Here is a 22,139-nt window from a genome sequence, read left to right as displayed (position 1 = left end):
GATATTATGATATGCATAAGGGTTTCTTTGGTATGGCGCTCAACCTCGATCAACTCGCGACCTTCGTCAACGTCGCCGATCTCGGAAGCTTTACGGCGGCCGCCGACAAGGAGGGACTGACGCAACCGGCCGTCAGCCTGCAGGTGAAAGGGCTTGAGCAGCGGCTCGGCGTCCGGCTGATCGAGCGCATCGGGCGGCGGGCGCAGCCGACTGCGGCAGGCATCGACCTGCTCGTGCATGCACGACGCCTGCTCCAGGACGCGGGTGCAGCTGAGGAAGCAATGCTGCCCTACAGGGATGGCGCAAGCGGCCGCGTGCGCATCGGCAGCGGCGGCACGGCGTCGATCCACCTGCTTCCTCGCGTCATTGCCGCCGTCAGAAAATCCATGCCCGGCCTCGCAATTATCGTGCGCATCGGCGATGCCGACGACATCTTGCGCGATCTGGAGGCCAACGGCCTCGACATCGCCGTCGTTGCCCTGCCGGCTTCGGGGCGCAACTTCGAGATCGAACCATTCTACGAGGAGGAATTGCTGGCGGTCGCGCCCGCCGGCAGCCTCATGCCCGACGGCGGACCGGACGCCGCCTTCATGCGCGACAAGACACTGTTGCTTTATGAGGGCGGCAATACGCGGCGGGCAATCGATGCGTGGCTCTCCGAACCGGATAGCCGTATCCGACCGGCGATGGAGTTCGGCAGCATCGAGGCGATCAAGGAACTGGTGGCCGTCGGGCTCGGCTGGTCGATCCTGCCGGGACTGGCGCTGAGGCGCGACCGGGCCGCAGGCGTGACGACATCCTCGCTGCAACCGAAGCTCACGCGCCGCCTCGGCATGGTTATGCGCCGCGACAAACACCTGACACGCGGGCTTCGCGACATCATGAAGTGCCTGCGCGAGTTCAAAGGTTAGGGCTTTTTCAAACCCGGCGGGCATGAAAACCGCCCAGGCATAGCAGTCCTCCGCCCAACCAACGTGTGGTGCTATAATACCGCACGAATAAGTGATTGTTTTTGCTTGTATTTTTTTCACATCCCCGGAACGACCGATATTGACCCAATGTCACATTGCCTTTATACACCGCGCAGAACGCAGCCTGTCCGGGCTGCTTTCTTTTTGGCATGGCGCAAGCCTGCCAATTCAAGCAACAAGAAACGCCCTTCAAGCCTTCGGGCCAAGGGTCTCAAAAGAGAGTATTCACTATGGCAACCTTCTCCCAGAAGCCTGCAGAGGTGGAGAAGAAGTGGGTGATCATCGACGCCGAAGGGCTCGTCGTTGGCCGTCTCGCTTCCATCATCGCTATGCGCCTGCGCGGCAAGCACAAGGCAACCTTCACGCCTCACGTTGACGACGGCGACAACGTCATCGTCATCAATGCCGACAAGGTCGTTTTCACCGGCAAGAAGTATTCCGACAAGGTCTACTACTGGCACACCGGTTTTGCCGGCGGCATCAAGGAACGCACCGCGCGCCAGATCATCGAAGGCCGCTTCCCGGAGCGCGTGCTCGAAAAGGCCGTCGAACGCATGGTTCCGCGTGGCCCGCTCGGCCGTCGCCAGATGAAGAACCTGCGCGTTTACGCCGGCTCCGCCCATCCCCATGAAGCCCAGCAGCCGGTCGCCCTCGACGTTGCCGTGCTCAACAAAAAGAATGTAAGGAGCGCCTGATCATGGCTGACCTCTCCTCCCTGAAGGATCTCGGCACGGTTTCCGAAGCTGCGGCTCCGGCCCACGTCCGCAAGGTCGATTCGCTCGGCCGCTCCTACGCGACCGGCAAGCGCAAGAACGCCGTCGCCCGCGTATGGCTCAAGCCGGGCTCCGGCAAGATCATCGTCAACGGCAAGGAATTCGCGGAATATTTCGCGCGTCCGGTGCTGCAGATGATCCTGCGCCAGCCGATCGTTGCGGCTGCCCGTGACGGTCAGTTCGACATCGTTGCAACCGTTGCCGGCGGCGGCCTGTCGGGCCAGGCCGGTGCCGTTCGCCACGGCCTGTCCAAGGCGCTCACCTACTTCGAACCGGGCCTGCGCTCGGTGCTGAAAAAGGGCGGCTTCCTGACCCGCGACAGCCGCGTCGTCGAACGCAAGAAGTACGGCAAGGCAAAGGCCCGCCGCTCCTTCCAGTTCTCCAAGCGTTAATCGCTTCGGACAGACGGAATTACGAAGGCCGGGGAAACCCGGCCTTTTTTGTTGTGCAATCGACTTTTGAAAAAAGTCAGAACCACTGTCGCGCTGCGCATCGCTTGAGACCCAAAAGAATCTTGCGCAAAACTGTTCTGCGGTGACGGCGCGCGTAAAACAATCCAGAAGCAGCGAATCCGAATGATTGCGACGCGCTTCAGTTCTTTGTTTTATGCATGTGGCTAGCCCAGAACACTGCTCAGTTCCGGGGCGAAATGCATTAGAAGCCGCCAGAAGAGAGAGCGGCTACGCCGTTGCCATCCGCCACGTCGTCTCGCCTGAGAGCGACCAGGATTTCGTCGGCGACGGCTTCCGCACCTGTCGGGGTGAAATGCACCTTGTCGGAAATGAACGCCTTGCCTTCCCGTGCCAGGTCGCATCGCCCAGTCTCTATCCCGCAGAAAATCTTGGCCGGATCGACGCGCAGGACATGCCTATCTTTGGGATCGTCGAGAAAAGCGTAGGCGGGCGACGATTGCTGGATAAATTCATCCTGGGCGATCGTGATCGTCGGCGCTGCCGTACCCTTGTGCATCAGTTTCGCCACCTTGGCTGCGATCTCCGTGTCACCGCGCGGATGTGGATAGACGATAACGACGCGGATGCCGGCAGATGTCAGCGCGCCGACGGTTTTTTCGAAAGCTTCCCTTAGCCTCTGACTTACGTCTGATGTCGCGACTTCCTCGCCCTTGAACATGTAGCGCGATTGTTCGAAAAAGATCTTCCAGGAAGCGGCGAGAACGACCGTGTTCACCTTGCTCTTGACGAGATAGTCGATCGCCGCAGCGTTGAAGACACCGCAGTCACGCGCCTGGTGGGGGACCATCGAGACCTCGGCGACCGGCGCACAGAAGCTGTGTGTGATCTGCTGCAAGCCGATATTCATGCCGTCCAGGCGCGTGGCCAACGCCGGCGTCAGCGACGATGCCAGGGAATCACCGAGGATTGCGTAAGTCTGTGGGTGGTTGCCGTTGAATATGCAGTCCTTAATTGGCATCGCATCCCAACCCGACGAGCCTTCGAGAAGGCAGGTCTTGCTCCAATCATTGTCCGCCATGAATTCCTGGATTGGCGCCGGCAGACGCCATGGAATACCGCGCGTATCGTGGCCATAGATGCCGAAGGCGATGAAGGCGGCAAGTACTAGCGATACCGATGCGACCAGGCTGCGCGCGGACGGCAGCAATCGGCGCTCGCCCCTGCGGAACGGCTGCTCGACGAAACGCCACGAGACATAAGCGAGCACCAGAGAAAGACAGGTGAGAGCGCCCATCACGGTAAGCGTGGGCGGATCGATGCTGCGAATACGCGCAAAGGCAAAAAGCGGCTGGTGCCAGAGATAGGCGCTGTAGCTGATCTGCCCGATGATGGTGAAGACGCGGGTCGAAAGCAGTGCCGCCACCCAAGTTCCCTGTCGTGCATAGAGCAGCACGAGCATCGCGCCCACCACGGGAACCAGGGCGAGCGTGGAGGGAATGGGCGAGGTTTCGTCGAAACAGAAGACGGAGAAGGCGATCATGCCAAACCCAAGGAGGGACAACGGATCGTTGCCGCGCTTCCGCGCCTTCAACTGCATGAAGCTGCAGATCGATCCAGCCAGAAACTCCCAGGCCCGCGAGGGCAGGAAATAAAAATTGGCCGAGGGAAAGACGCGCGACCCCCACTCGCTGTAGGCAAGGCTGGTACAGGCAATCGCAACCAGGACTGCAAGGAGCCAGTTCGGCCTGCGCTTCCACATGGCCATGACGAGCAGCGGAAAGAACATGTAATATTGCTCTTCGACGGCCAGGCTCCAGATGTGGAGCAGCGGCACCTCTCCGGCCTCCGGCGCGAAATAGCCGCTCTTGAACCAGAACAGGAAATTGGCGCCGGAAAGACTGGTGGCGATCAAGCTGTCGGAGAAAGCGCGAAACTCCTCCGGCATGACCCACAGCCAGGCGAAGGGCAGACAGCACAGGACGACGAGAAACAAGGCCGGCAGGAGCCGGCGGGCGCGGCGCTCATAGAATGCCGCCAGCGAGAAGGTGCCGTTGCGCATCTCCTCAAGGAGGATCGAGGTGATCAAAAAGCCGCTGATCACGAAGAAGACGTCGACACCGATGAAGCCGCCGCTGAAGAAACTGAAGCCTGCATGAAACAGAATGACGGGCACCACCGCGGCCGCCCGCAGGCCGTCAATCTCTCTTCGGTAAATCACTTAAAATATTCCCAAAAATATAAAGTTTTGACGGCGATACGGAGCGAATCTGCAACCCGGCATTGCATAGGCAGTCGCGGAATTTTCTGCAAGTATTACTTTTAGAAAAAATTTGACTAAACCACCGCTTTTATCCGGATCATTGGCGCAGGAGGAAGGGCGCTCAGTTGCCGAGCCTTGTCTACGCTGCTAGTTATGGGCAAAAGGGCTTCGGGAATGAGGGGAGCAGCAGTCAGGGGCGCATGATGGGAACAACCAAATCCGCAGACAAATAGGCCGCAACAACTCTGCCCTGTTGTTGCGGCGTCTGTCCGGCCAAATCAGTTACTGATGAAGAGACAGACCGCCGCCGAATGAAATCATTTGAGCGGGTTCTTTCCCATGTCTTATTCCAAAATCCAGCGCTGGACCTATTCCGTGCCGGCAGCCTTGCTGCTGATGGCGCCTTTCGACACCCTGGCCTCGCTTGCCATGGATATCTATCTGCCGGTTGTGCCGGTCATGCCGGCGGCACTCGGCACCTCGCCGGCCGTTATTCAACTGACCCTCAGCCTCTACATGCTCGTGCTCGGTGCCGGGCAGATCGTCTTCGGCCCGATTTCCGATCGTGTCGGACGACGGCCCGTCCTGCTTGCAGGCGCAGCACTCTTTGCCGCTTCATCCTTCCTGCTTGCCGCCTCTTCCTCGGCGCCGCTCTTCGTGGTCATGAGATTGCTGCAGGCAGTCGGGGCGTCCGCGCTTATGGTCGCAACTTTCGCAACGGTTCGCGACGTCTACGCCGGGCGTCCCGAAAGCAGCACGATCTATGGCCTTCTCGGCTCCATCCTCTCCTTCGTGCCCGCATTAGGCCCGATCGCCGGAGCCTTGATCGCCAATCACTTCGGCTGGCGCGCCATCTTCCTCACCATCGGCCTGCTTTCGGTTGCCGCCCTTTTCAACGCCTTCATGCGGTGGCATGAAACCCGCCCCGCCGCCACAGCCAAGATCGCTCTCCGCCCGATCCTCACCAGTCTTCCCTTCTGGGTCTATACATCAGGCTTCAGCACGGCGATGGGTGCCTTCTTCGTCTTCTTCTCGACGGCACCCCGTATTCTGATCGGTAAAGCCGGTTTCTCAGGCATCGGCTTCAGCTTCGCCTTTGCCACGGTGGCGTTGGTGATGATCGTGACGGCACGGTTCGCCAAACGCTTCGTCTTGCGCTGGGGCATTGCAGGCAGCCTTGCCAGAGGCATGGCAATGCTGCTTTTCGGCGCCGTGCTGCTTGCCTTTGGCGAGCTGCTTCTGCAGCCCTCCCTCATCAGCTTCGTCGGGCCGATGTGGATCATCGCGATCGGTATCGTCCTTGCCACCGCGGTCACCGCCAACGGCGCGCTTGAGGCCTTTGGCGACATGGCCGGAACGGCAGTCGCGCTCTATTCCTGCGTCCAGAGCATCATCGTTAGCATTCCCGGAACCTTGTTCGTGCTTCTGCTCGGCGGCGACAGCGCCTGGCCGCTCGTGGGTTATGTCTGCGTGACCGCGCTGACGACGCTTTCTGGATTGTGGTCCCTGCGAAAACCGGCCTGATGGGCAGACCGGCAAGGACGGCCGCTCGATGATAACGAGCGGCCGTCATCCGAACGATTGCTTGAAATCTGTCCGCACCTCGCCTACCCCTTTCTGCGCGCGAGCGGATCGGCCAATTCCTTCGCGCAGATCCGCCATCCGACACTCCGGCGTCGGACGCGGCAATGGTTTTGCGACCGAAAAAGGAGCATGACTTGGCGAACAGATCGATTGACCACGCCTTCACGGCGACCAGCCTCACCTCCGCCGCCAGCGACCCGACCTTTGCCGGAGCGCTGTCCTTCATGCGCCGCCGCTTCACCAAGGAGCTCGCCGGCGTCGACGTTGCCGTCTGGGGTATTCCCTTCGATGCCGCGACTTCGAACAGGCCGGGCACGCGCTTCGGGCCGCAAGCGATCCGGCGCGCCTCGGCGATCTTCGACAATGATCCGCAATACCCCTTCAACCGCGATCTCTTCGCCGAGATGGCCGTCATCGACTACGGCGATTGCCTGCTCGACTACGGCAACCATCAGGATACGCCTGATGCCATCGAACGCCAGGCCAACGTCATCCTCTACAGCGGCGCCTTCCTGCTGACGCTCGGCGGCGACCACTACGTCACCTGGCCGCTGCTGAAGGCTCACGCGGCAAAACACGGGCCGCTCGCGCTTGTGCAGTTCGATGCCCACCAGGACACCTGGTTCGACGAAGACCGCCGCATCGACCACGGTTCCTTCGTGGCACGCGCCGTCCGCGAGGGCATCATCGATCCCGACCGCTCGATCCAGATCGGCATCCGCACCCATGCGCCGGAGGATTGCGGCGTCAATATTCTTTACGGTCATCAGGTCGAGGAAATGAGTGCCGGCGACATCGCCTCGGCGATCATCTCGCATACGCGCGGTGCTCCCGCCTATCTCACCTTCGATATCGATTGCCTCGATCCGGCCTTTGCGCCGGGCACCGGCACGCCGGTTGCCGGCGGCCCATCTAGCGCCAAGATCCTCTCGGTGCTGCAGCGCCTGCACCAGCTCGATATTCGCGGCGCCGATGTCGTCGAAGTGTCGCCGCCCTACGACCATGCCGATATCACCGCCATTGCGGGGGCAACGGTGGCGATGTATATGCTGGGGCTTCATGCCGAAAGACGCGCCATCGCCGTGTCACAAGGCTGACCTATCATCCTAAAGTGAATCCGGAAACCTTCTGAACCCATTGAAAGCGCAGGTTAACATGGCACCGAAAATCTTCATCGACGGCGAACACGGCACGACGGGTCTGCAGATCCGCACGCGCATGGCTGGCCGCCGCGATGTCGAGCTTCTGTCCATTCCAGAGGCCGAGCGGCGCAACGCCGCCATGCGCGAGGACATGCTGAACAGCGCCGATATCGCCATTCTCTGCCTGCCTGACGACGCGTCCAAGGAAGCGGTTCAGATGGTTTCCGCCAACAATAACGTCCGCGTCATCGACACCTCGACCGCCTTCCGCGTCAATTCCGGCTGGGCCTATGGCTTTGCCGAAATGGACAGCGCGCAGGCCGACAGGATCAAGGCGGCGCGTTTTGTCGCCAATCCCGGCTGCTACCCCACGGGCGCGATCGGCCTCATTCGGCCGCTGCGTGCCGCCGGCGTCCTGCCGGACGGTTATCCGGTGACGGTCAACGCGGTCTCCGGCTATACCGGCGGCGGCAAGCAGATGATCGCGCAGATGGAAAACCCGGATCACCCGGATGCGATCACCGCACCGCATTTCCTCTACGGCCTACCGCTGACCCACAAACATGTGCCTGAAATGACCGTGCACGGCCTGCTCGACCGCGCGCCGATCTTCTCGCCGTCGGTCGGCAAGTTCGCACAGGGCATGATCGTCCAGGTGCCGCTGCATCTCGGCGACCTCGCCGAAGGCACGACGATGGAGAGCATCCATGCAGCCCTCGTCGCCCATTATGCCGGCCAGGATATCGTCACCGTCGTGCCGCTCGTCGAAAGCAAGGCCCTGCCCCGCATCAACGCCGTCGAGCTCGAAGGCAAGGACACGATGAAGCTCTTCGTCTTCGGCACGCCGGGCACTTCGCAAGTCAATCTGGTGGCGCTGCTCGACAATCTCGGCAAGGGCGCCTCGGGTGCTGCCGTGCAGAACATGGACCTGATGCTCGCCTCCTGACCTCATGACGCTCGAAGTGCTCATCGCCGGCGTGCATGCATGGTTTGCCGCCGCCCTGCCCGACCATGGCATCTATGCGCTGATGGCGTTCGCGTTCGTCGCCGGTCTCGCCCGCGGCTTTTCGGGCTTCGGCGCCGCATTGATCTTCATTCCGCTCGCCGGCGCGATCGTCGGGCCGAAGCTGGTTTCGCCGATCCTGCTGGTCATCGACGGCATCGCGACAGTCGGGATGATCCCGCCCGCGTGGCGTGGCGCCAACCGACCCGAGGTCTTCGTCATGGCGGCGGGTGCGGCCCTCGGCGTACCGGCCGGCACGGCGATGCTGGCGCTGCTCGACCCGATGCTGCTGCGCTGGAGCATCACCATCATCGCCATCGCTTTGCTCGCGCTTCTCGCATCGGGATGGCGCTACCACGGCGCGCCTTCGGCACCGCTCAGCAGCGGCATCGGCCTGATCGCCGGGCTTTTCAGCGGCGCCGCGCAGCTTGGCGGGCCGCCTGTCGTCGCCTACTGGCTTGGCGGCAAGAGCGACTTCGCCCGCGTCAGGGCGAATGTCGTTCTCTATTTCTCGATCTCGTCCGTCTTCAGTGCCATCAGCTATTATATCGGCGGACTGTTCGTGCCCGCCGTCTTCGCACTGACCGCCGTCATCCTGCCGAGTTATGCGGTCGGGCTCTACTGCGGCTCGAAACTGTTCGGGCTCGCCGAGGAGCGGACCTTCCGCATCGCCTGCTATATCCTGATCGCCGCCGCCGCGATCATCGGCATGCCACTGCTCGATGGCGTGCTGCGTTAAACGCCTGACGCTACGGCTTCAGTCGTGTTCCGCGATTGCCGTCGCGGGCGGATATTCGCCGTAAAAACCACGCCAGTTGGCGACGGCGAAACCGAAAACCACCAGGGCGCCGGCCTGATGCAGCAGGCCCCAGTGAAGCGGCACCTGCATCAACAGGGTGGCGATGCCGATCGTGGCCTGTAGCGTCACCAGCGCAAAGAGCACGACGGCGCGGCGGGCATGGGTGGTCCATGATGCGGCGCGCAGCGCGATCACCATGTTGATCAAGGTCAATGCGAAGAGCGTATAGGCGCCGATGCGGTGGATGAACTGCACCGTCTTCGGGTTCTCGAAGGCATTGATCCAGAAGGGCTGCTGGATCAACAGATCCGACGGGATGACGGCGCCATCCATCAGCGGCCAGGTATTGTAGGAAAAACCGGCGTCGAGCCCCGCCACCAGCGCGCCGAGATAGATCTGGAACAGTGCGAAAATGGCGATCGCGGCGGCAAAACCGCGCGAGCTTCGCGCCGGCGCCGGATCATTGGAATGTCTGGAAAGCCCGCGCATGATCCACATGCAGCCGGCAAAGATCAGGCAGGCCATGACGAGATGCGTCGCCAGCCTGTACTGGCTGACGTCGGTGCGGACGGACAGGCCAGACGACACCATCCACCAGCCGATAAAACCCTGCAGGCCGCCAAGCGCAAGGATGCCGACAAGCGGCCAGCGCAGACGCTTTTCGATCCGTCCCGTCAGCCAGAAAAAGATGAGCGGCAGCGCGAAGATCACACCGATGCCGCGGGCAATCAGCCGGTGCGCCCATTCCCACCAGAAAATGCCCTTGAACTCGTCGACGGTCATCGAGCTGTTCAACTGCTGAAACTCGGGAATGCGCTGGTAGAGGCGAAATTCCTCCTCCCATTCGGCAGCCGACAGCGGCGGGATGACGCCGTGGATCGGCTTCCACTCGGTGATCGACAGGCCGGAATTGGTCAGCCGCGTGGCGCCGCCGACGAGCACGAGACAGAAGAGCGCCAAAAGCACGAAACCAAGCCAGAAGCGCAAGGCGCGGCGGTCGCGATCCTGTTTGCGCACTTCGCTCAGGATCGCCTGTTCCGTGGTCGGGTTTGCGACAGCCATGATGTCTCCTTCTATCCGGCAGTTGATTTGCCCCACCGGCTCATGCAAAACAAGCCCCGAACCTTTGCGGCATGCCGTCGCGCCGGTTTCGACCTGTCCCTGCCGAGAGATAATTGATGCCCATCCGCCTCCGCAAATTCATCGGCACGATCCTCATCATCGTGCTCGTGCTGGCCTATGCGCTGGTGGCGAACACAATCGCGGTGGCAACGCTCGGCGACGCGCCCTGGTGGGGACACCTGCTTTATTTCCTGCTCACCGGCCTGCTCTGGGTCTTGCCGGCGATGGTGATCATCAAATGGATGGCCGGACCGCCGCAGCAATAGGCCATTAACGGCCGAATAACCGTGATCGGCGGAAAACCTCGCCTATCGCGTGCGAGTAAACCAAATATACGTCCTGCATACCTACCTTCCCGTTCAGCATTCTTGACCGGAGAAAACCGTGCAGACGCAAAAGCTCGATGTTCATGAACAGCCGTCGGAGGACGGGACGCTGGCCGAAACGGCCATTTCGCGCCTGCGCCAGCTGAGCACGAAACTCGCCATGGCCGAAGTCGATATCGAAGTCTTCGACGCAATGCAGCCGTTGGAGGATGACTGGCGGGCGCTGGAGCGCGATAACCTCCAGTCACTCCATCAGAGCTATGACTGGTGTGCCGCCTGGGTGAGCGCCTTTCAGCGGCCACTGGCGATCCTCAAAGCCACTTATGCCGGTCAGACGGCATTCATTCTGCCGGTTGAAATCGTCAAGTCGCGAGGGCTTGCGACCGCGAAGTTCATCGCCGCCGAACACAGCAATATCAATACCGGCCTGTTCTCCGAGAGCTTTGCAGAGGCCGGCGGGACCATCGATCCCAGCAAATTTGCCGGCCAGCTTCAACAGGCGCTCAGGGGTCGAGCCGATCTGCTGCTGTTGCAGAACATTCCGTTCGAATGGCGCGGGCGACAGACTCCGCTTGCGGGGCTGCCGATGGTGCAGAACCAGAATCATGCGTATCAGCTGCCGTTGTTGCCCGCTTTCGAGGAGACGCTGAAGCAGCTCAACGCCAAGAACCGGCGCAAGAAATTCCGTGTTCAGTCGAAACGTCTCGAGGCGGCTGGCGGCGTCGAATACGTTGTCCCCGAGACATCTAGAGAACAGCACCGTCTGCTCGATATCTTCTTCCGCCTGAAGAGCGCCCGCTTCGCCAGCCTCGGCCTGCCCGACGTCTTCGCCGACAAGGAGACGCAGGCCTTTTTGCACGGTCTCATCGACAAGCGGGATGACGACAGGCAATATTTCGGGCTGCAGATGCATGTGCTGCGGCTCAAGGGTGAGAATGAGGGCCACATCGCCGCGATTTCAGGGATTTCGCGCAAGGGCGACCACATCATCTGCCAGTTCGGCGCGATCGACGAAGAGGTCGTTCCGGATACCAGCCCCGGCGAATTCCTCTATTGGCAGACCATTTCGGGATTGCATGGCAAGGGCGTGGCGCTGTTCGATTTCGGCCTTGGCGACCAGACTTACAAGCGTTCCTGGGCGCCTGTGGAGACCGCGCATTACGACGTGGTGCTGCCGGTCTCGCCGTTCGGCGTTCTCGCCGGCGCCGCGCACCGGATCGTCACCCGCGGCAAGGCCCATATCAAGGCCCGCCCGAAGCTCTATAAATTCACGCAAAGCATCCGCGCACGCATCGGCTAAGCGGTCTTTGTCTTACGCCTGTCGTTGTCGCAAAACCGCGGCGCACTTTTGCGCGACATGCGGTCTTTGCTTTACGCATGTCGTTGCCGCAAAACCGCGGCGCACTTTTGCGCGACATGCGTTAGGCAGCCTGACCGAGCCTCTGCTCGCCCGCTTCACCATCCGACATCAACACCACGCGCTCGTAGCCCGCAGCCTGGAATTCCGTCATCAGGGCAACGAAGATCGTCTCCTCGACTTCCGGCAGGGAGAGAATGATCTCGACGTCGCGGCTGCGCGTCAGTCGCGAGACGCCGGCGACGTCGGCCGAACCGCATTCGACCACCACGAGGTCGTAGGCGGCGGCAAGCGCATCAAGCAGCAGCGACAGCCGGTCCACACCGCGCATGGCGCGACGAACGTCACTCTGGCCCTGGGGAATGAGATGGGCATCGGAAAGGTGGTCGCCGTGGATCGTGTCGCCGAAGGCGGCCTCGCCGCACAGCAGATCAGTGACGCCAAGAGCGGCCTGGTCCTCGGCCATCAATTCTGTGGGATGACCGGAACCGGTCATATCGATCAGGATGACGCGGCGCCCGGCGTCGGCGAGCATGCGGGTCAGCAAAACCGTTGCCGCCGAGCCATTGTGACCGGTCGGGGATATTGCGATTGCCAGCGGCGCCCGGCTGCCGGTGAGATAATCCGCAACCGAGGCGATTGAGAATTCGTTCTCGTCCTCCGGCGCCGCCTCGGCAGCCTTGACGTCCTCGACCGGATCTTCGTCGGCGACCACGGCGAGCATACTCGGCTGGACGGGCTTTCTGACCACAGCGACAACAGGAGCGGCCTGCGGGGTAACGCTCTCCTCGACGAGCGTTTCGGCCTCGATCGTCACACGGGGCGCATCGACGGCACGCAGCGCCCGGCCGCTGAAAAGTTCGGCCAGCATGGTGACGATGGCGCTCAAGATTAATGTCGCGACAGTTGCGACGACGACGATCGGCATCACCTTCGGGAAATAGGGATCGACCGGTTCGATGGCTTTGGAAACGATGCGGGCATCGGCTGGGCTCGAATTGCTGTCGGCGCGCGAGGCAGCCTCGCGGTAGCGCACCAGATAGGTTTCGAGCAGCTGCCGCTGGGCGGTCGCCTCGCGCTCCAGCGCATTAAGACCGACCTCGTCTTCACCGGCGCGAGCGCTATTGGCCTGCACCGTATCCGACTGGCGCTCAAGCTCGCTGGCTCTCAGATCCGCGACCTTGGATTCGTTGTCGATGCTCGCCAGAATCTTCTGGGTCTCCTGGCGGATCTGGGTCCGGATATCGGAGAGCTGGGCGCGCAGGCTTTTCAGCCGCGGATGATTGTTGAGAAGGCTGGTCTGCAGGTCTGAAATCTGCGACTGCAGGCCGGATTCCGTCGCTTTCAGCCGCTGGATCGCCTGGGACGACATGATGTCAGGCAGCGTGTCGGAGGCCTCGCCCGAAGATAGCGCATTGCGCACCGCCTGCGCCCTCGCCTCGGCATTGGCCTTGTCGCCGCGCACGCGGGTCAGCTCGGCCGAGATATCGTTCAGCTGCTGGGCCGGAAAGGTGGTGGTGCCGTTGGTCTGCAGCAGCCCATGCGAGGTGCGGTATTCGGCAACCTTCTTCTCGGCCTCGCCGACCTTGCCACGCAGGCCCTCGATCTCCGGCTCCAGCCAGCGCGTCGCTTCGGAATTGGAATCGAGCTTGGCGCCGCTCTGCGTCGAAAGATAGACATTGGCCATGGCATTCGGAATGGCGGCGGCGAGCTTCGGGTCCTTCGAGGTGAAACTGATGCCGATAACGCGTGAACCCGGCACCTGGTAGACCTGCAGGCGTTCGACGAAGGCATCGATCACGCGTTCTTCCGGCGGATTTTCCAGCGGGTTCTTCTTCAGATGCAGCTTCACCAGGATGCTGCTCATCGCCGAGCCGTTGGCGGCATCGTCGAATTCCGGCAGGTTATAGAGCTTCAGGTCGTTGATGACCTTCTTGAGAAGATCGGCCGATTGCAGCAGCTGCACTTGGCTGGCGATGTTCAGCTCGTCCATCAGCGGACCGGCGCTGGCATCGTTGGCCTGCTGGGTGCTGGCGAAGGCCGGCGCGCGGGGTTCGATCAGAATGCGTGTTTCGCTGCGGAATTGCGGCGACATGATCTTGGCGCCGGTAAAGGCGACGCCCGCCCCCACAAGGGTAATTGCCAGAATCCGCAGACGGCGCGCCCAGACGGCGCGGACCAACTGGCCGAGGTCGATGTCCACATCCTGATCACGCGCTACGCCGGACATGCTCTTACTCCACAACAAAGGTGCCGCAAGCGTAAACGACCATGGTAACTCAACGGTTAATGGGAATCTTGCCAGGTCATGAGCGGTAGCAGATGAAGGAAACCAGGAAATTGCAGGCGGCCTTTACCGGGCATTAACCCTAACGGATCGATAACGGCTCTACCGAGTTCATTTTCTGTGAGCATAAACGGATGTCTGTCGTCCAGCCCAAGATCCTTTTGGCCCTGAGCCTTGCAGCCATGACGGCAGCATTGGGCGGCTGCACGACGTACAAGCCGGCGCCGAAGGCCTTCAACGAGGCGACCATCCAGCCCTATACGCTGGACAGCGGCGATCGGTTGCGCGTTACCGTCTTCGACCAGCAGAGCCTGACCAACACCTATACGGTGGACCAGGCCGGCTATATCGCCTTCCCCCTCATCGGCCAGGTCCCTGCCCGCGGCCGAACTCTGCAGCAGCTCTCGGGGCAAATCGCCCAGAAACTGCAGCAGGGCTATCTTCGCGATCCCGACGTCACCATCGATGTCGATCGCTACCGTTCGATCTTTCTCATGGGTGAAGTCGGCCAACCCGGTCAGTATGCCTATGTCCCCGGCATGACGGTGCAGAATGCCATCGCGATCGCCGGCGGCTTTACCAGCCGCGCCAACCAGAGCATGGTCGACGTCACCCGCAAGATCAACGGACGGGTGCTGACCGGCCGTATCAACATATCGGGGCCGATTATCGCCGGCGACACGATCTATGTTCGCGAACGGCTCTTCTGAACGATGGCAGAACAGCAGCCGCTCCGCATCCTCCATTGCTTCAGGTCGCCGATCGGCGGAATTTTCCGACATGTCCGCGACCTCGTCGAGGAGCACAGCAAGGCTGGTCATGAAATCGGCATCCTCTGCGACAGCTCGACTGGCGGCGAATACGAGGACAGCCTGTTCGACGATATCCGTCCCTATCTCTCGCTTGGCCTGACACGCGTGCCGATCCGGCGCTCGATCAGCCCGTCGGATATTGCGACGATGTGGGATACATACAAGAAAATCAAAAGTTTGCGGCCGGATGTGCTGCACGGACACGGCGCCAAGGGCGGCGTGCTCGCGCGACTTGCCGGCTCAGCGTTGCGGGTGAACAGGTATCGCGTAGCCCGCCTCTACACTGCGCATGGTGGAAGCCTGCATTATTCGCGTTCCTCGTTCAGTGGACAGTTCGTCCTCAGGATGGAGCGCCTGCAGGAATATTTCACCGATGCGCTGGTCTTCATCTGCGAATACGAGCGCGACACCTATGCGCGCAAAGTGGGTAAGCCGCGGACGAAGACGAGACTGATCTATAACGGTATCGCCGAGCGCGATTTCGAGCCGATCCCGACCCGCTCGGATGCTGTGCATTTCATCTATGTGGGAATGCTCCGGGACCTCAAGGGTCCCGATCTGTTTGTCGATGCCTTCGCCAAGACCGAACGGCTGCTCGGCAGGCCGCTGTCGGCCCTGATGATCGGCGACGGGCCGGATCGCGATCGCTACCGCGAGATGATGGTCGAGCGCGGCCTCGGCAAGCGCATCGGCATGCTGCCGGCGATGCGGGTCCACGAAGCCTTCTCCATGGCGCAGAACCTCGTCGTTCCCTCGCGCGCCGAAGCCATGCCCTATATCGTGCTCGAAGGGCTCGGCGCCGGCAAGACGATCATCGCCAGCCGTGTCGGCGGCATTCCCGAGGTACTCGGCGCCGACAGCGCAGCTCTTGTGGAGGCCGGGAATTCCGACGATCTCGCCCGCGTCATGGCGGAAACGCTGAGCACACCCGACTGGCACGCCAGGACGATGCCGAAGCCCGAGGCGGTGAAGGCGGTGTTTTCCTCCGCCGTCATGGCACGCGATGTCCTGAAATTGTACCATGAACTCGTCGGTGCCGCCGACCGTCAAGCAATGCCCGCCGCCTCGTAAATATTTCTTAGGGGCTTTCTGGTATTTCGCTTGGTGACAACGAGCGAAAAAGCCCCATGAACAAGCTGGAAAAAGGCGATCAATTCGACGTGGAAGCCCTGCGCAAGCAGGTCTCCGACATCGAGGTGCGCGGCGACGCGGGTCAGGAAAAACCTTCCGGCCCGACCGAAATCAATCCCTATGCCCGGCAGATCGCCGAACAGTTCCGCGATGGAACCAATTCCCCTGTCATCATCATCGGGCAATTACGGCTGCTGGAGTTCCTGGCGCTCCTAGTGATCGCCCTGATCGTCCATTATTTCTGGCCCGGCGACGGCACCGATTCAACACTGGTACGGGCGGGCATGGCAGCGATCGCTTCGGCCTTGACCGTCATCGGCCTCCAGCTTGCCGACACCTACACCATCCCAGCACTTCGGGCCAAGCTACGGCTGATCCCGCGCATTCTGGCGTCGTGGACGATCGCGCTTCTCCTGGCTGTCGGCCTGTTCGCTCTGGTTCGCGGCAGCACATGGGCGATGGTCGTCGACGCCTACATGCCCTGGTTTGCAGCCGGCGCGCTCTTCCTTGCGGCAGAGCGTTTCCTCGTCGCCTACGGCATCCGCAACTGGGCGCGCAACGGCATCATGGAGCGCCGCGCTGTCATCGTCGGCGGCGGCGAGCCGGCCAAGGATTTGATCCGCATCCTCGAACAGCAGGATGACAACGACATCCGCATCTGCGGCATCTTCGACGATCGCGGCGAAAAGCGCTCGCCGATCATGGTCGCCGGCTATCCGAAGCTCGGCACCGTGGCCGAACTCGTCGAATTCGTGCGGCTGACGCGCATCGACATGCTGATCATCGCTCTGCCGCTTTCGGCGGAGGCGCGTATCTACGACCTTTTGAAGAAGCTCTGGGTTCTGCCGGTCGATATCCGCCTTGCCGCGCATGCCAACCGGCTGCGCTTCCGGCCGCGCGCCTATTCGCATGTCGGCTCGGTGCCGATGCTCGACATTTTCAAGATGCCGATCCGCGACTGGGATTCCGTCGCCAAGCGCGGCTTCGACATCTTCTTCACGCTCGTCGCGCTAGCGCTGCTCTGGCCGCTGATGGTGGCCACGGCGATCGCCATCAAGGCGACTTCAGAAGGCCCGGTTTTCTTCATGCAGAAGCGCCACGGCTTCAACAATGAAATCATCAACGTCTTCAAATTCCGCTCGATGTACACCAACATGTCCGACCCTACCGGCAAGGCTGCGGTCACCAAGGGCGATCCGCGTGTCACCCGTGTCGGCCGCTTCATCCGCAAGACATCGATCGACGAATTGCCACAGCTTTTCAACGTGTTGAGGGGCGAGCTTTCGCTGGTCGGGCCGCGCCCGCATGCGGTTCTCGCCCAAGCCCGCGACCGCGCCTTCGGCGATGTCGTCGAGGGTTATTTCGCCCGCCACCGCGTCAAGCCCGGCGTCACCGGCTGGGCCCAGATCAACGGCTGGCGCGGCGAAGTGGACAATGACGAGAAGATCAAGTTCCGCACGGCCTACGACCTCTATTATATCGAGAACTGGTCGCTCTGGTTCGATCTCAAGATCCTGTTCCTGACGCCGATCCGGTTGCTCAATACGGAAAACGCCTATTGAGCGCGATGGAGGCGACATATCCCCGTGTCGCCCAGCCGCAGCGGATGACGCTGCGCCTGATCGGCTCGGCCTTCGTCGCCTTCGGCGTCTTCCTCTCCGGTTTCGTGATCGACGAACCGGCACCCTACGAACTCTGGATGGCCGGGTTGGTTGGCCTCTGGTTCATCCTGGGCCTGAGGATTTCGCGCGGCGTGGCGCCGCTGCTTGCGCTGCTGCTCACCTTCAATATCGGCGGCATGCTGTCGCTGACGCAGATGAAGGATCTGGCGACAGGGCCGATGTATATTGCGGTGTCGACCTTCCTGGCGCTGACGGCGGTTTTCTATGCCGCGATCATCGAGGACAGCCACAAGCGGCTGCCGCTGATCTTCAACGCCTGGACCTTCGCTGCCGTCGTCACCTCAGCGCTCGGCATACTCGGCTATTTCCATGCCTTTCCGGGCGCGGAAATCTTCACGCTCTATGACCGCGCCAAGGGCGCCTTCCAGGACCCGAACGTCTTCGGCCCCTTCCTGGTGCCGCCATCACTCTATCTCGTGCACGGCATCCTGGTGGGCGACCTGAAGAAATCGCCGCTGAAGGCTGCCGCCCTGCTCGTGCTTGCGCTCGGCATCTTCCTGTCCTTTTCCCGCGCCGCCTGGGGTCTGTTCGCGCTCGGCGTGGGGCTCTTGATCTTCATCATGCTGCTCAAGGAGCGCAGCGGCGCCTTTCGCCTCAGGGTGCTGGTGCTGTCGCTGGCGGCGATCATCATGCTGGTGGCCTCGCTGCTGGTGGCGCTGCAGATCCCGAAGGTCGCCGAGCTATTTTCGGCGCGCGCCCAGTTGGTGCAGCAATATGACGGCGAGCATCTCGGCCGTTTCGAGCGCCACCGCATCGGCTTCACCATGATGATGGAGCGCCCGCTCGGCATCGGGCCGCTGGTGTTCGGCACAATGTTTCCCGAGGACGAGCACAATATCTGGCTGAAATCGCTGACCACCTATGGCTGGCTCGGCTTCGTCAGCTATGTCGGCATGCTCATCTGGACGCTTGCGCTCGGCTTCCGATACCTGCTGCTCGACCGCCCGTGGCAACCCTTCCTGATGATTGCCTGGATCTCGGTCCTCGGCCATGCGACGATCGGCAACGTCATCGATATCGACCATTGGCGCCATGTCTATCTGCTGCTCGGCACCGTCTGGGGCTGTGCGGCGCTTGAGGTGCGCCACAAGCGCGGCCTGAGGTCATAGCGCCGATAACATCGCTGTCTATTTCGTCGCGCCTGCCGTCAAGCCGGCGATAAACCGCCGCTGGAAAATCAGATACGTCAGAATGAGCGGGAAAATCACAATCACCGCGCCGGCGGTCAGAACCGGCGTGTTGACAGTGTAACGCCCTTGGAAAAACAGCATGCCGAGGGGCAGCGTCCGATAGGCGTCGTCATTGACCAGAATGAACGGAATGAGAAACTCGTTCCAGGTCCAGATGAACAGGAACAGCGCCAGCGTCGACATTGCCGGTATCATCAACGGGATAACGATCTTGCGAAGGATATGAAAGCGTCCGGCGCCGTCGAGGACCGCCGCCTCGAGAACTTCCTCCGGCAATTGTTGCATCGCACTGGCGAGGAAGATGGTTGAGAACGGTATCGACATGGCGATCTGCGGAATAATAAGCGCCGCATAGGTATTGATCAGCCCAAGATATCGCATTTCATAATAAAGCGGGATGATGAAGGCCTCAGCCGGCACCATCATGCCGAGCGTCAGGATTGCGAACAGCGTGCGCCGGAGCGGGAATGATAGGTAGGCGAAGGCAAAACCGGTCAGCAGGCCTAGAAAGACGCTGACTGCAACGACGGGTATGACAACGATGATCGAATTCCAGAAGTAGATGTTGAAATGTCCGGCATTCCAGGCATCGACATAGTTTTCGAAATGCGGGTAAGCCGGCAATGCGAAAGCACCCCTGAGAACGTCAGCCTTGCTCTTAATCGACGTCAGCAGCAGAAGCAGGAACGGCGTGATCGTTACGAAAGCAAGAAGCCAAAGGAGAAGGCGAAGGAAGAGCGCGGCGGGGATGTTGGACGAACGGCTCATCAAGCCACTCCTTTACTTCTAGAGCCGACCAGCCGGTGAATTGCATAGTTGATTGCGAATGTCAGCAACGCGCCGACAATGGCGATGGCCGCCGCAGCGCCGAACCGATTGAGCTCGAAGCCGAGCTGATACATGTAGATATTCGGCACGAGCGTCGCGTTTGCCGGTCCGCCGCGGGTCATTGTAAAAATCAGGTCGAAGCTTTTGATCGACGCTATCACCGTCAGAAGCAAAACCACCCTTATCTCCGGCATGAGAAGCGGCAGCGTTATCCAGAAAAATGTCTTTCGCGCCGAAGCGCCATCGACCTTGGCAGCATCGAATAGCGACGGGTCGATGCGCTGAATTCCGGTAAGGAAGATGACCATGCAGAAACCAAAGAAATACCATGTGGCAACGATCCCGACCGCGGGAAGCACAAAATTGAAATCTCCGAGCCAAGGTAATGCGAACCTGCCCAATCCTATCGCTCTCAGAAACTGATTGAACGGTCCGAATGCAGGATTGTAGAGCCATGCCCAGATGATGCCCAACACGGCAGTCGGCATGATATAGGGCAGAAACAGGAACGTTCTGAGCGCGAGTTGTTCGCGCTGCTTCAGATTCCAGACGCAGGCAGCAAGCGTTATCCCGAGCACGAGCGGCAGGACACAGTAGAAGATCATGAGCTCGGCGTTGTTACGCAAGGCGATGTAAAAACGACTGTCGGAAAAGAGATCGGCATAATTGCCGAGGCCAACCCACCTCGGCATGCTCAAGCCGTCCCAACTGGTCAGGCTCAATCCCAAAGCCGCGACAATAGGTCCAAAGACAAACGCAGCGTAAAGCAGCAATCCAGGCAATAAATAGATGAAATTGGTATGTTGCGTTCCATCAAGTGCGGAGCGTTTCATCCAGTACTCCATGAAGCCAAGGCTCTGGTCATCGCGCAGCAAGGCGTGAGCTCGCAGCGCTCATTTCAACGTGGCGAACGGGACGCCGGTTGGACCGCCGAACTGGCGGCCGTGACCACCGAACTGGCGGTCGTGACCACCGAGCTGGCGGTCGTGACCACCGAACTGGCGATCACGACCAGCGTCCGTACTCCTTATTTCTTATCCTTCAAGTACGCCTGATAATCCTTGTCCATGGCATCGACAAACGCTTCGGGCGTGATCTTGCCGGACAGAAGAAGTGGCGTGTTGTCGTCTATCGTCTTCAGCATCGTCGGGCTTGACCAATCGGGGTAATGGCCGAGTGCATCGTTGGCATTGAGTGTTTTCCACATCTCGATGCCCGAGGTCAGGAGCGGCGTGAGCTTGGGCTTTGCATCCGCCGGGAGCGATGTTGCGGGAAGGTAGCCGGCATTGGCCCAGCTTTCAGCGGCCTTTTCCGAAACCATGTAGTCGATATACTCGCCGGCCAGGTCCTGCTTTGCCTTGTCTTTGGCAAGGCTCGTTATCGCCCAGGCAAGATCCACGCCGCCGACGCTCATGGGCTTGGAAATGCCCTTCGGAGCGGGAATGGCCATGAAGCCGATATCCGGATTATTTTGCATGTCGCCGAAATACCAGGTTCCGGAGATCAGGAACGCGCCCTGCCCTGATATGAAGAGCTGGACTGCGTCGTCACCCGAGATGCCCTCGAAACCGGGATAGAAATAGCCGCCCTGCGCCCAACTCTGCACGAGTTTGGCGGAGTCGATATTGCCCTTGGTGTTCCAGGAACCGCCCTTGCCGTAAATCAGGTCATCAAGTTCGCCGCGATTGGCCGCGTCGATATGCGCCTGGTCGATGGCACCGATCATGTGCAGGGCGAGATGCTGCTTTGCCGAGCCCATCATGAAGGGCGCGACGCCTTTTTCCTTCAGCTTATCAAGATCAGCCAAAAGCTCCTCGAAGGTCTGCGGCAGTTTAACGCCTGCGTCGTCGAGGATCTTCTTGTTGTAATAGAGGCCAACGATCTCGCCGAGACCCGATATGCCGTAGGTCTTGCCGACCCCGAATTTCGGCCCATCCCAGCGGTCTCGAGCAAGCACGGAATCCGACTGCCGCTTATCCCAGCTATATTTCTTGATGTACTCGTCAACCGGCAGGAGCAAACCTTCCTTGATCATCGCGCCCATGTCGCCGGCGCCTTGGTTGACCTTGGTGATGACAGGGCCATCCCCTGCCGAAACCGCAAGCTTCAGCGTCAGCTTCATGTCATCGAAGGTGCGGGCGGTGCGTTTGATCGTTACACCGGGATGGGCGGCTTCGAACTCCTTGTTCAGTTGCTCGATAACCGCGCTCTGGCCTTCGAAGGTTTGGTCATCCCACACAGCCAGATCGTCGGCGCGGGCCGCGGAAAGGCCGAAACTCATAAGCGCCGCGCCTGCAAGCGCGACAGCTGCTTTCAATCGGTATGCCGGCAGTATGCTGATCGATTTCACGGTTCTATTCATCTGCTCCACCTCACTTGGTTTATTCTCCACTCCCCATCCGAGCCTTGCGCCTGGCACCGGCCGAACGTTTCCTTCCAGACCTTTGCCGGGCCTGCGA

The 22,139-nt window shown here is 60.8% G+C and carries 20 protein-coding genes; 14 read left to right on the top strand and 6 right to left on the bottom strand.

Annotation, left to right across the window (positions count from 1 at the left end; translation table 11 throughout):
• The first annotated feature begins 11 nt into the window (after positions 1–11).
• From GR197_RS09810 to rpsI, 3 genes are all read left to right on the top strand, one after another.
• Positions 12–911, top strand: coding sequence for a LysR family transcriptional regulator (locus tag GR197_RS09810; RefSeq protein ID WP_204330133.1), 900 nt, complete (start codon positions 12–14; stop codon positions 909–911).
• A 290-nt stretch (positions 912–1,201) separates the two neighbouring features.
• Positions 1,202–1,666, top strand: a complete 465-nt coding sequence (rplM, locus tag GR197_RS09805; RefSeq protein WP_164008904.1) for a 50S ribosomal protein L13 — start codon at positions 1,202–1,204, stop codon at positions 1,664–1,666.
• A 2-nt stretch (positions 1,667–1,668) separates the two neighbouring features.
• On the top strand, positions 1,669–2,136 hold the full coding sequence (rpsI, locus tag GR197_RS09800; protein WP_164008902.1) for a 30S ribosomal protein S9: 468 nt from the start codon (positions 1,669–1,671) through the stop codon (positions 2,134–2,136).
• A 262-nt stretch (positions 2,137–2,398) separates the two neighbouring features.
• On the opposite strand, the gene GR197_RS32730 is transcribed toward rpsI, so the two are convergent.
• Complete coding sequence (locus GR197_RS32730; RefSeq protein ID WP_164008900.1) at positions 2,399–4,375, bottom strand: SGNH hydrolase domain-containing protein; 1,977 nt, start codon at positions 4,373–4,375, stop codon at positions 2,399–2,401.
• A 381-nt stretch (positions 4,376–4,756) separates the two neighbouring features.
• On the opposite strand from GR197_RS32730, the gene cml reads away from it, so the two are divergent.
• The 4 genes from cml to GR197_RS09775 all read left to right on the top strand — a co-directional run bounded on the left by cml (position 4,757) and on the right by GR197_RS09775 (position 8,885).
• Positions 4,757–5,941: a CmlA/FloR family chloramphenicol efflux MFS transporter gene (gene cml / locus GR197_RS09790; RefSeq protein WP_164008898.1), complete on the top strand. Its 1,185-nt coding sequence runs from the start codon at positions 4,757–4,759 to the stop codon at positions 5,939–5,941.
• A 194-nt stretch (positions 5,942–6,135) separates the two neighbouring features.
• Entirely contained in the window at positions 6,136–7,098 is a 963-nt protein-coding gene (speB, locus tag GR197_RS09785) for an agmatinase (protein ID WP_164008896.1), read from the top strand.
• Between the two features lie 58 nt (positions 7,099–7,156).
• Positions 7,157–8,089: an N-acetyl-gamma-glutamyl-phosphate reductase gene (gene argC, locus GR197_RS09780; protein WP_164008894.1), complete on the top strand. Its 933-nt coding sequence runs from the start codon at positions 7,157–7,159 to the stop codon at positions 8,087–8,089.
• A gap of 4 nt (positions 8,090–8,093) precedes the next feature.
• Entirely contained in the window at positions 8,094–8,885 is a 792-nt protein-coding gene (locus tag GR197_RS09775; RefSeq protein ID WP_164008893.1) for a sulfite exporter TauE/SafE family protein, read from the top strand.
• Positions 8,886–8,903: 18 nt separating this feature from the next.
• Here the strand turns inward: GR197_RS09775 and GR197_RS09770 are convergent, their stop codons facing one another.
• The gene (locus tag GR197_RS09770) at positions 8,904–10,007 is read right to left on the bottom strand and encodes a COX15/CtaA family protein (RefSeq protein ID WP_164008891.1); all 1,104 of its coding nucleotides are present in this window, start codon (positions 10,005–10,007) and stop codon (positions 8,904–8,906) included.
• A gap of 116 nt (positions 10,008–10,123) precedes the next feature.
• On the opposite strand from GR197_RS09770, the gene GR197_RS09765 reads away from it, so the two are divergent.
• Positions 10,124–10,333: a DUF2842 domain-containing protein gene (locus tag GR197_RS09765; RefSeq protein ID WP_164008888.1), complete on the top strand. Its 210-nt coding sequence runs from the start codon at positions 10,124–10,126 to the stop codon at positions 10,331–10,333.
• A gap of 118 nt (positions 10,334–10,451) precedes the next feature.
• Positions 10,452–11,693, top strand: a complete 1,242-nt coding sequence (locus tag GR197_RS09760; RefSeq protein WP_164008886.1) for a GNAT family N-acetyltransferase — start codon at positions 10,452–10,454, stop codon at positions 11,691–11,693.
• Between the two features lie 121 nt (positions 11,694–11,814).
• On the opposite strand, the gene GR197_RS09755 is transcribed toward GR197_RS09760, so the two are convergent.
• Positions 11,815–13,980 (bottom strand): GumC family protein, encoded by a 2,166-nt coding sequence (locus tag GR197_RS09755; protein WP_164008884.1) that lies wholly within the window; start codon positions 13,978–13,980, stop codon positions 11,815–11,817.
• A gap of 191 nt (positions 13,981–14,171) precedes the next feature.
• Between GR197_RS09755 and GR197_RS09750 the strand changes: the two genes are divergently transcribed.
• From GR197_RS09750 to GR197_RS09735, 4 genes are read left to right on the top strand one after another with little or no spacing between them, the layout of a single operon-like run.
• Positions 14,172–14,747 carry a polysaccharide biosynthesis/export family protein gene (locus GR197_RS09750; RefSeq protein WP_164008882.1) on the top strand — a complete coding sequence of 192 codons (576 nt, stop codon included), beginning with the start codon at positions 14,172–14,174 and terminating at the stop codon, positions 14,745–14,747.
• Positions 14,748–14,750: 3 nt separating this feature from the next.
• Complete coding sequence (locus GR197_RS09745; RefSeq protein ID WP_164008880.1) at positions 14,751–15,920, top strand: glycosyltransferase family 4 protein; 1,170 nt, start codon at positions 14,751–14,753, stop codon at positions 15,918–15,920.
• 56 nt (positions 15,921–15,976) lie between these two features.
• On the top strand, positions 15,977–17,542 hold the full coding sequence (locus tag GR197_RS09740; RefSeq protein ID WP_164008879.1) for an undecaprenyl-phosphate glucose phosphotransferase: 1,566 nt from the start codon (positions 15,977–15,979) through the stop codon (positions 17,540–17,542).
• A complete protein-coding gene (locus tag GR197_RS09735) occupies positions 17,539–18,771 on the top strand; it encodes an O-antigen ligase family protein (protein ID WP_164008877.1) in 1,233 nt (410 codons plus the stop codon). Before GR197_RS09740 ends, GR197_RS09735 begins: the two co-directional genes overlap by 4 nt.
• 18 nt (positions 18,772–18,789) lie before the next feature.
• Here the strand turns inward: GR197_RS09735 and GR197_RS09730 are convergent, their stop codons facing one another.
• Together GR197_RS09730 and GR197_RS09725 are read right to left on the bottom strand one after the other, a co-directional pair.
• A complete protein-coding gene (locus GR197_RS09730; protein WP_164008875.1) occupies positions 18,790–19,620 on the bottom strand; it encodes a carbohydrate ABC transporter permease in 831 nt (276 codons plus the stop codon).
• Complete coding sequence (locus tag GR197_RS09725; protein ID WP_164008873.1) at positions 19,620–20,513, bottom strand: carbohydrate ABC transporter permease; 894 nt, start codon at positions 20,511–20,513, stop codon at positions 19,620–19,622. The genes GR197_RS09730 and GR197_RS09725 overlap by 1 nt, the downstream gene beginning before the upstream one ends.
• On the opposite strand from GR197_RS09725, the gene GR197_RS09720 reads away from it, so the two are divergent.
• Positions 20,481–20,735 (top strand): hypothetical protein, encoded by a 255-nt coding sequence (locus GR197_RS09720; RefSeq protein ID WP_164008872.1) that lies wholly within the window; start codon positions 20,481–20,483, stop codon positions 20,733–20,735. The two genes, GR197_RS09725 and GR197_RS09720, sit on opposite strands and share 33 nt — an antisense overlap.
• Here GR197_RS09720 and GR197_RS09715 read toward each other — a convergent pair.
• Positions 20,708–22,042 carry an extracellular solute-binding protein gene (locus GR197_RS09715; RefSeq protein WP_164008870.1) on the bottom strand — a complete coding sequence of 445 codons (1,335 nt, stop codon included), beginning with the start codon at positions 22,040–22,042 and terminating at the stop codon, positions 20,708–20,710. The two genes, GR197_RS09720 and GR197_RS09715, sit on opposite strands and share 28 nt — an antisense overlap.
• Between the last annotated feature and the right edge of the window lie 97 nt (positions 22,043–22,139).

This window comes from Rhizobium phaseoli (assembly GCF_010668805.1).
In the GTDB taxonomy this organism is placed as follows: domain Bacteria; phylum Pseudomonadota; class Alphaproteobacteria; order Rhizobiales; family Rhizobiaceae; genus Rhizobium; species Rhizobium phaseoli_A.
Note: the sequence above shows the minus strand (reverse complement) of the source record. Positions and strands in the feature narration are given on the sequence as shown.

What these genes read in the sequence shown, in the direction of transcription:
- GR197_RS09810 (WP_204330133.1), top strand. Translation starts at nt 12, where the DNA reads ATGCATAAGGGTTTCTTTGGTATGGCGCTCAACCTCGATCAACTCGCG.
- rplM (WP_164008904.1), top strand. Translation starts at nt 1,202, where the DNA reads ATGGCAACCTTCTCCCAGAAGCCTGCAGAGGTGGAGAAGAAGTGGGTG.
- rpsI (WP_164008902.1), top strand. Translation starts at nt 1,669, where the DNA reads ATGGCTGACCTCTCCTCCCTGAAGGATCTCGGCACGGTTTCCGAAGCT.
- cml (WP_164008898.1), top strand. Translation starts at nt 4,757, where the DNA reads ATGTCTTATTCCAAAATCCAGCGCTGGACCTATTCCGTGCCGGCAGCC.
- argC (WP_164008894.1), top strand. Translation starts at nt 7,157, where the DNA reads ATGGCACCGAAAATCTTCATCGACGGCGAACACGGCACGACGGGTCTG.
- GR197_RS09775 (WP_164008893.1), top strand. Translation starts at nt 8,094, where the DNA reads ATGACGCTCGAAGTGCTCATCGCCGGCGTGCATGCATGGTTTGCCGCC.
- GR197_RS09770 (WP_164008891.1), bottom strand. Translation starts at nt 10,007, where the DNA reads ATGGCTGTCGCAAACCCGACCACGGAACAGGCGATCCTGAGCGAAGTG.
- GR197_RS09765 (WP_164008888.1), top strand. Translation starts at nt 10,124, where the DNA reads ATGCCCATCCGCCTCCGCAAATTCATCGGCACGATCCTCATCATCGTG.
- GR197_RS09755 (WP_164008884.1), bottom strand. Translation starts at nt 13,980, where the DNA reads ATGTCCGGCGTAGCGCGTGATCAGGATGTGGACATCGACCTCGGCCAG.
- GR197_RS09750 (WP_164008882.1), top strand. Translation starts at nt 14,172, where the DNA reads ATGTCTGTCGTCCAGCCCAAGATCCTTTTGGCCCTGAGCCTTGCAGCC.
- GR197_RS09745 (WP_164008880.1), top strand. Translation starts at nt 14,751, where the DNA reads ATGGCAGAACAGCAGCCGCTCCGCATCCTCCATTGCTTCAGGTCGCCG.
- GR197_RS09740 (WP_164008879.1), top strand. Translation starts at nt 15,977, where the DNA reads ATGAACAAGCTGGAAAAAGGCGATCAATTCGACGTGGAAGCCCTGCGC.
- GR197_RS09730 (WP_164008875.1), bottom strand. Translation starts at nt 19,620, where the DNA reads ATGAGCCGTTCGTCCAACATCCCCGCCGCGCTCTTCCTTCGCCTTCTC.
- GR197_RS09720 (WP_164008872.1), top strand. Translation starts at nt 20,481, where the DNA reads ATGTTGCGTTCCATCAAGTGCGGAGCGTTTCATCCAGTACTCCATGAA.
- GR197_RS09725 (WP_164008873.1), bottom strand. Translation starts at nt 20,513, where the DNA reads ATGAAACGCTCCGCACTTGATGGAACGCAACATACCAATTTCATCTAT.
- GR197_RS09715 (WP_164008870.1), bottom strand. Translation starts at nt 22,042, where the DNA reads ATGAATAGAACCGTGAAATCGATCAGCATACTGCCGGCATACCGATTG.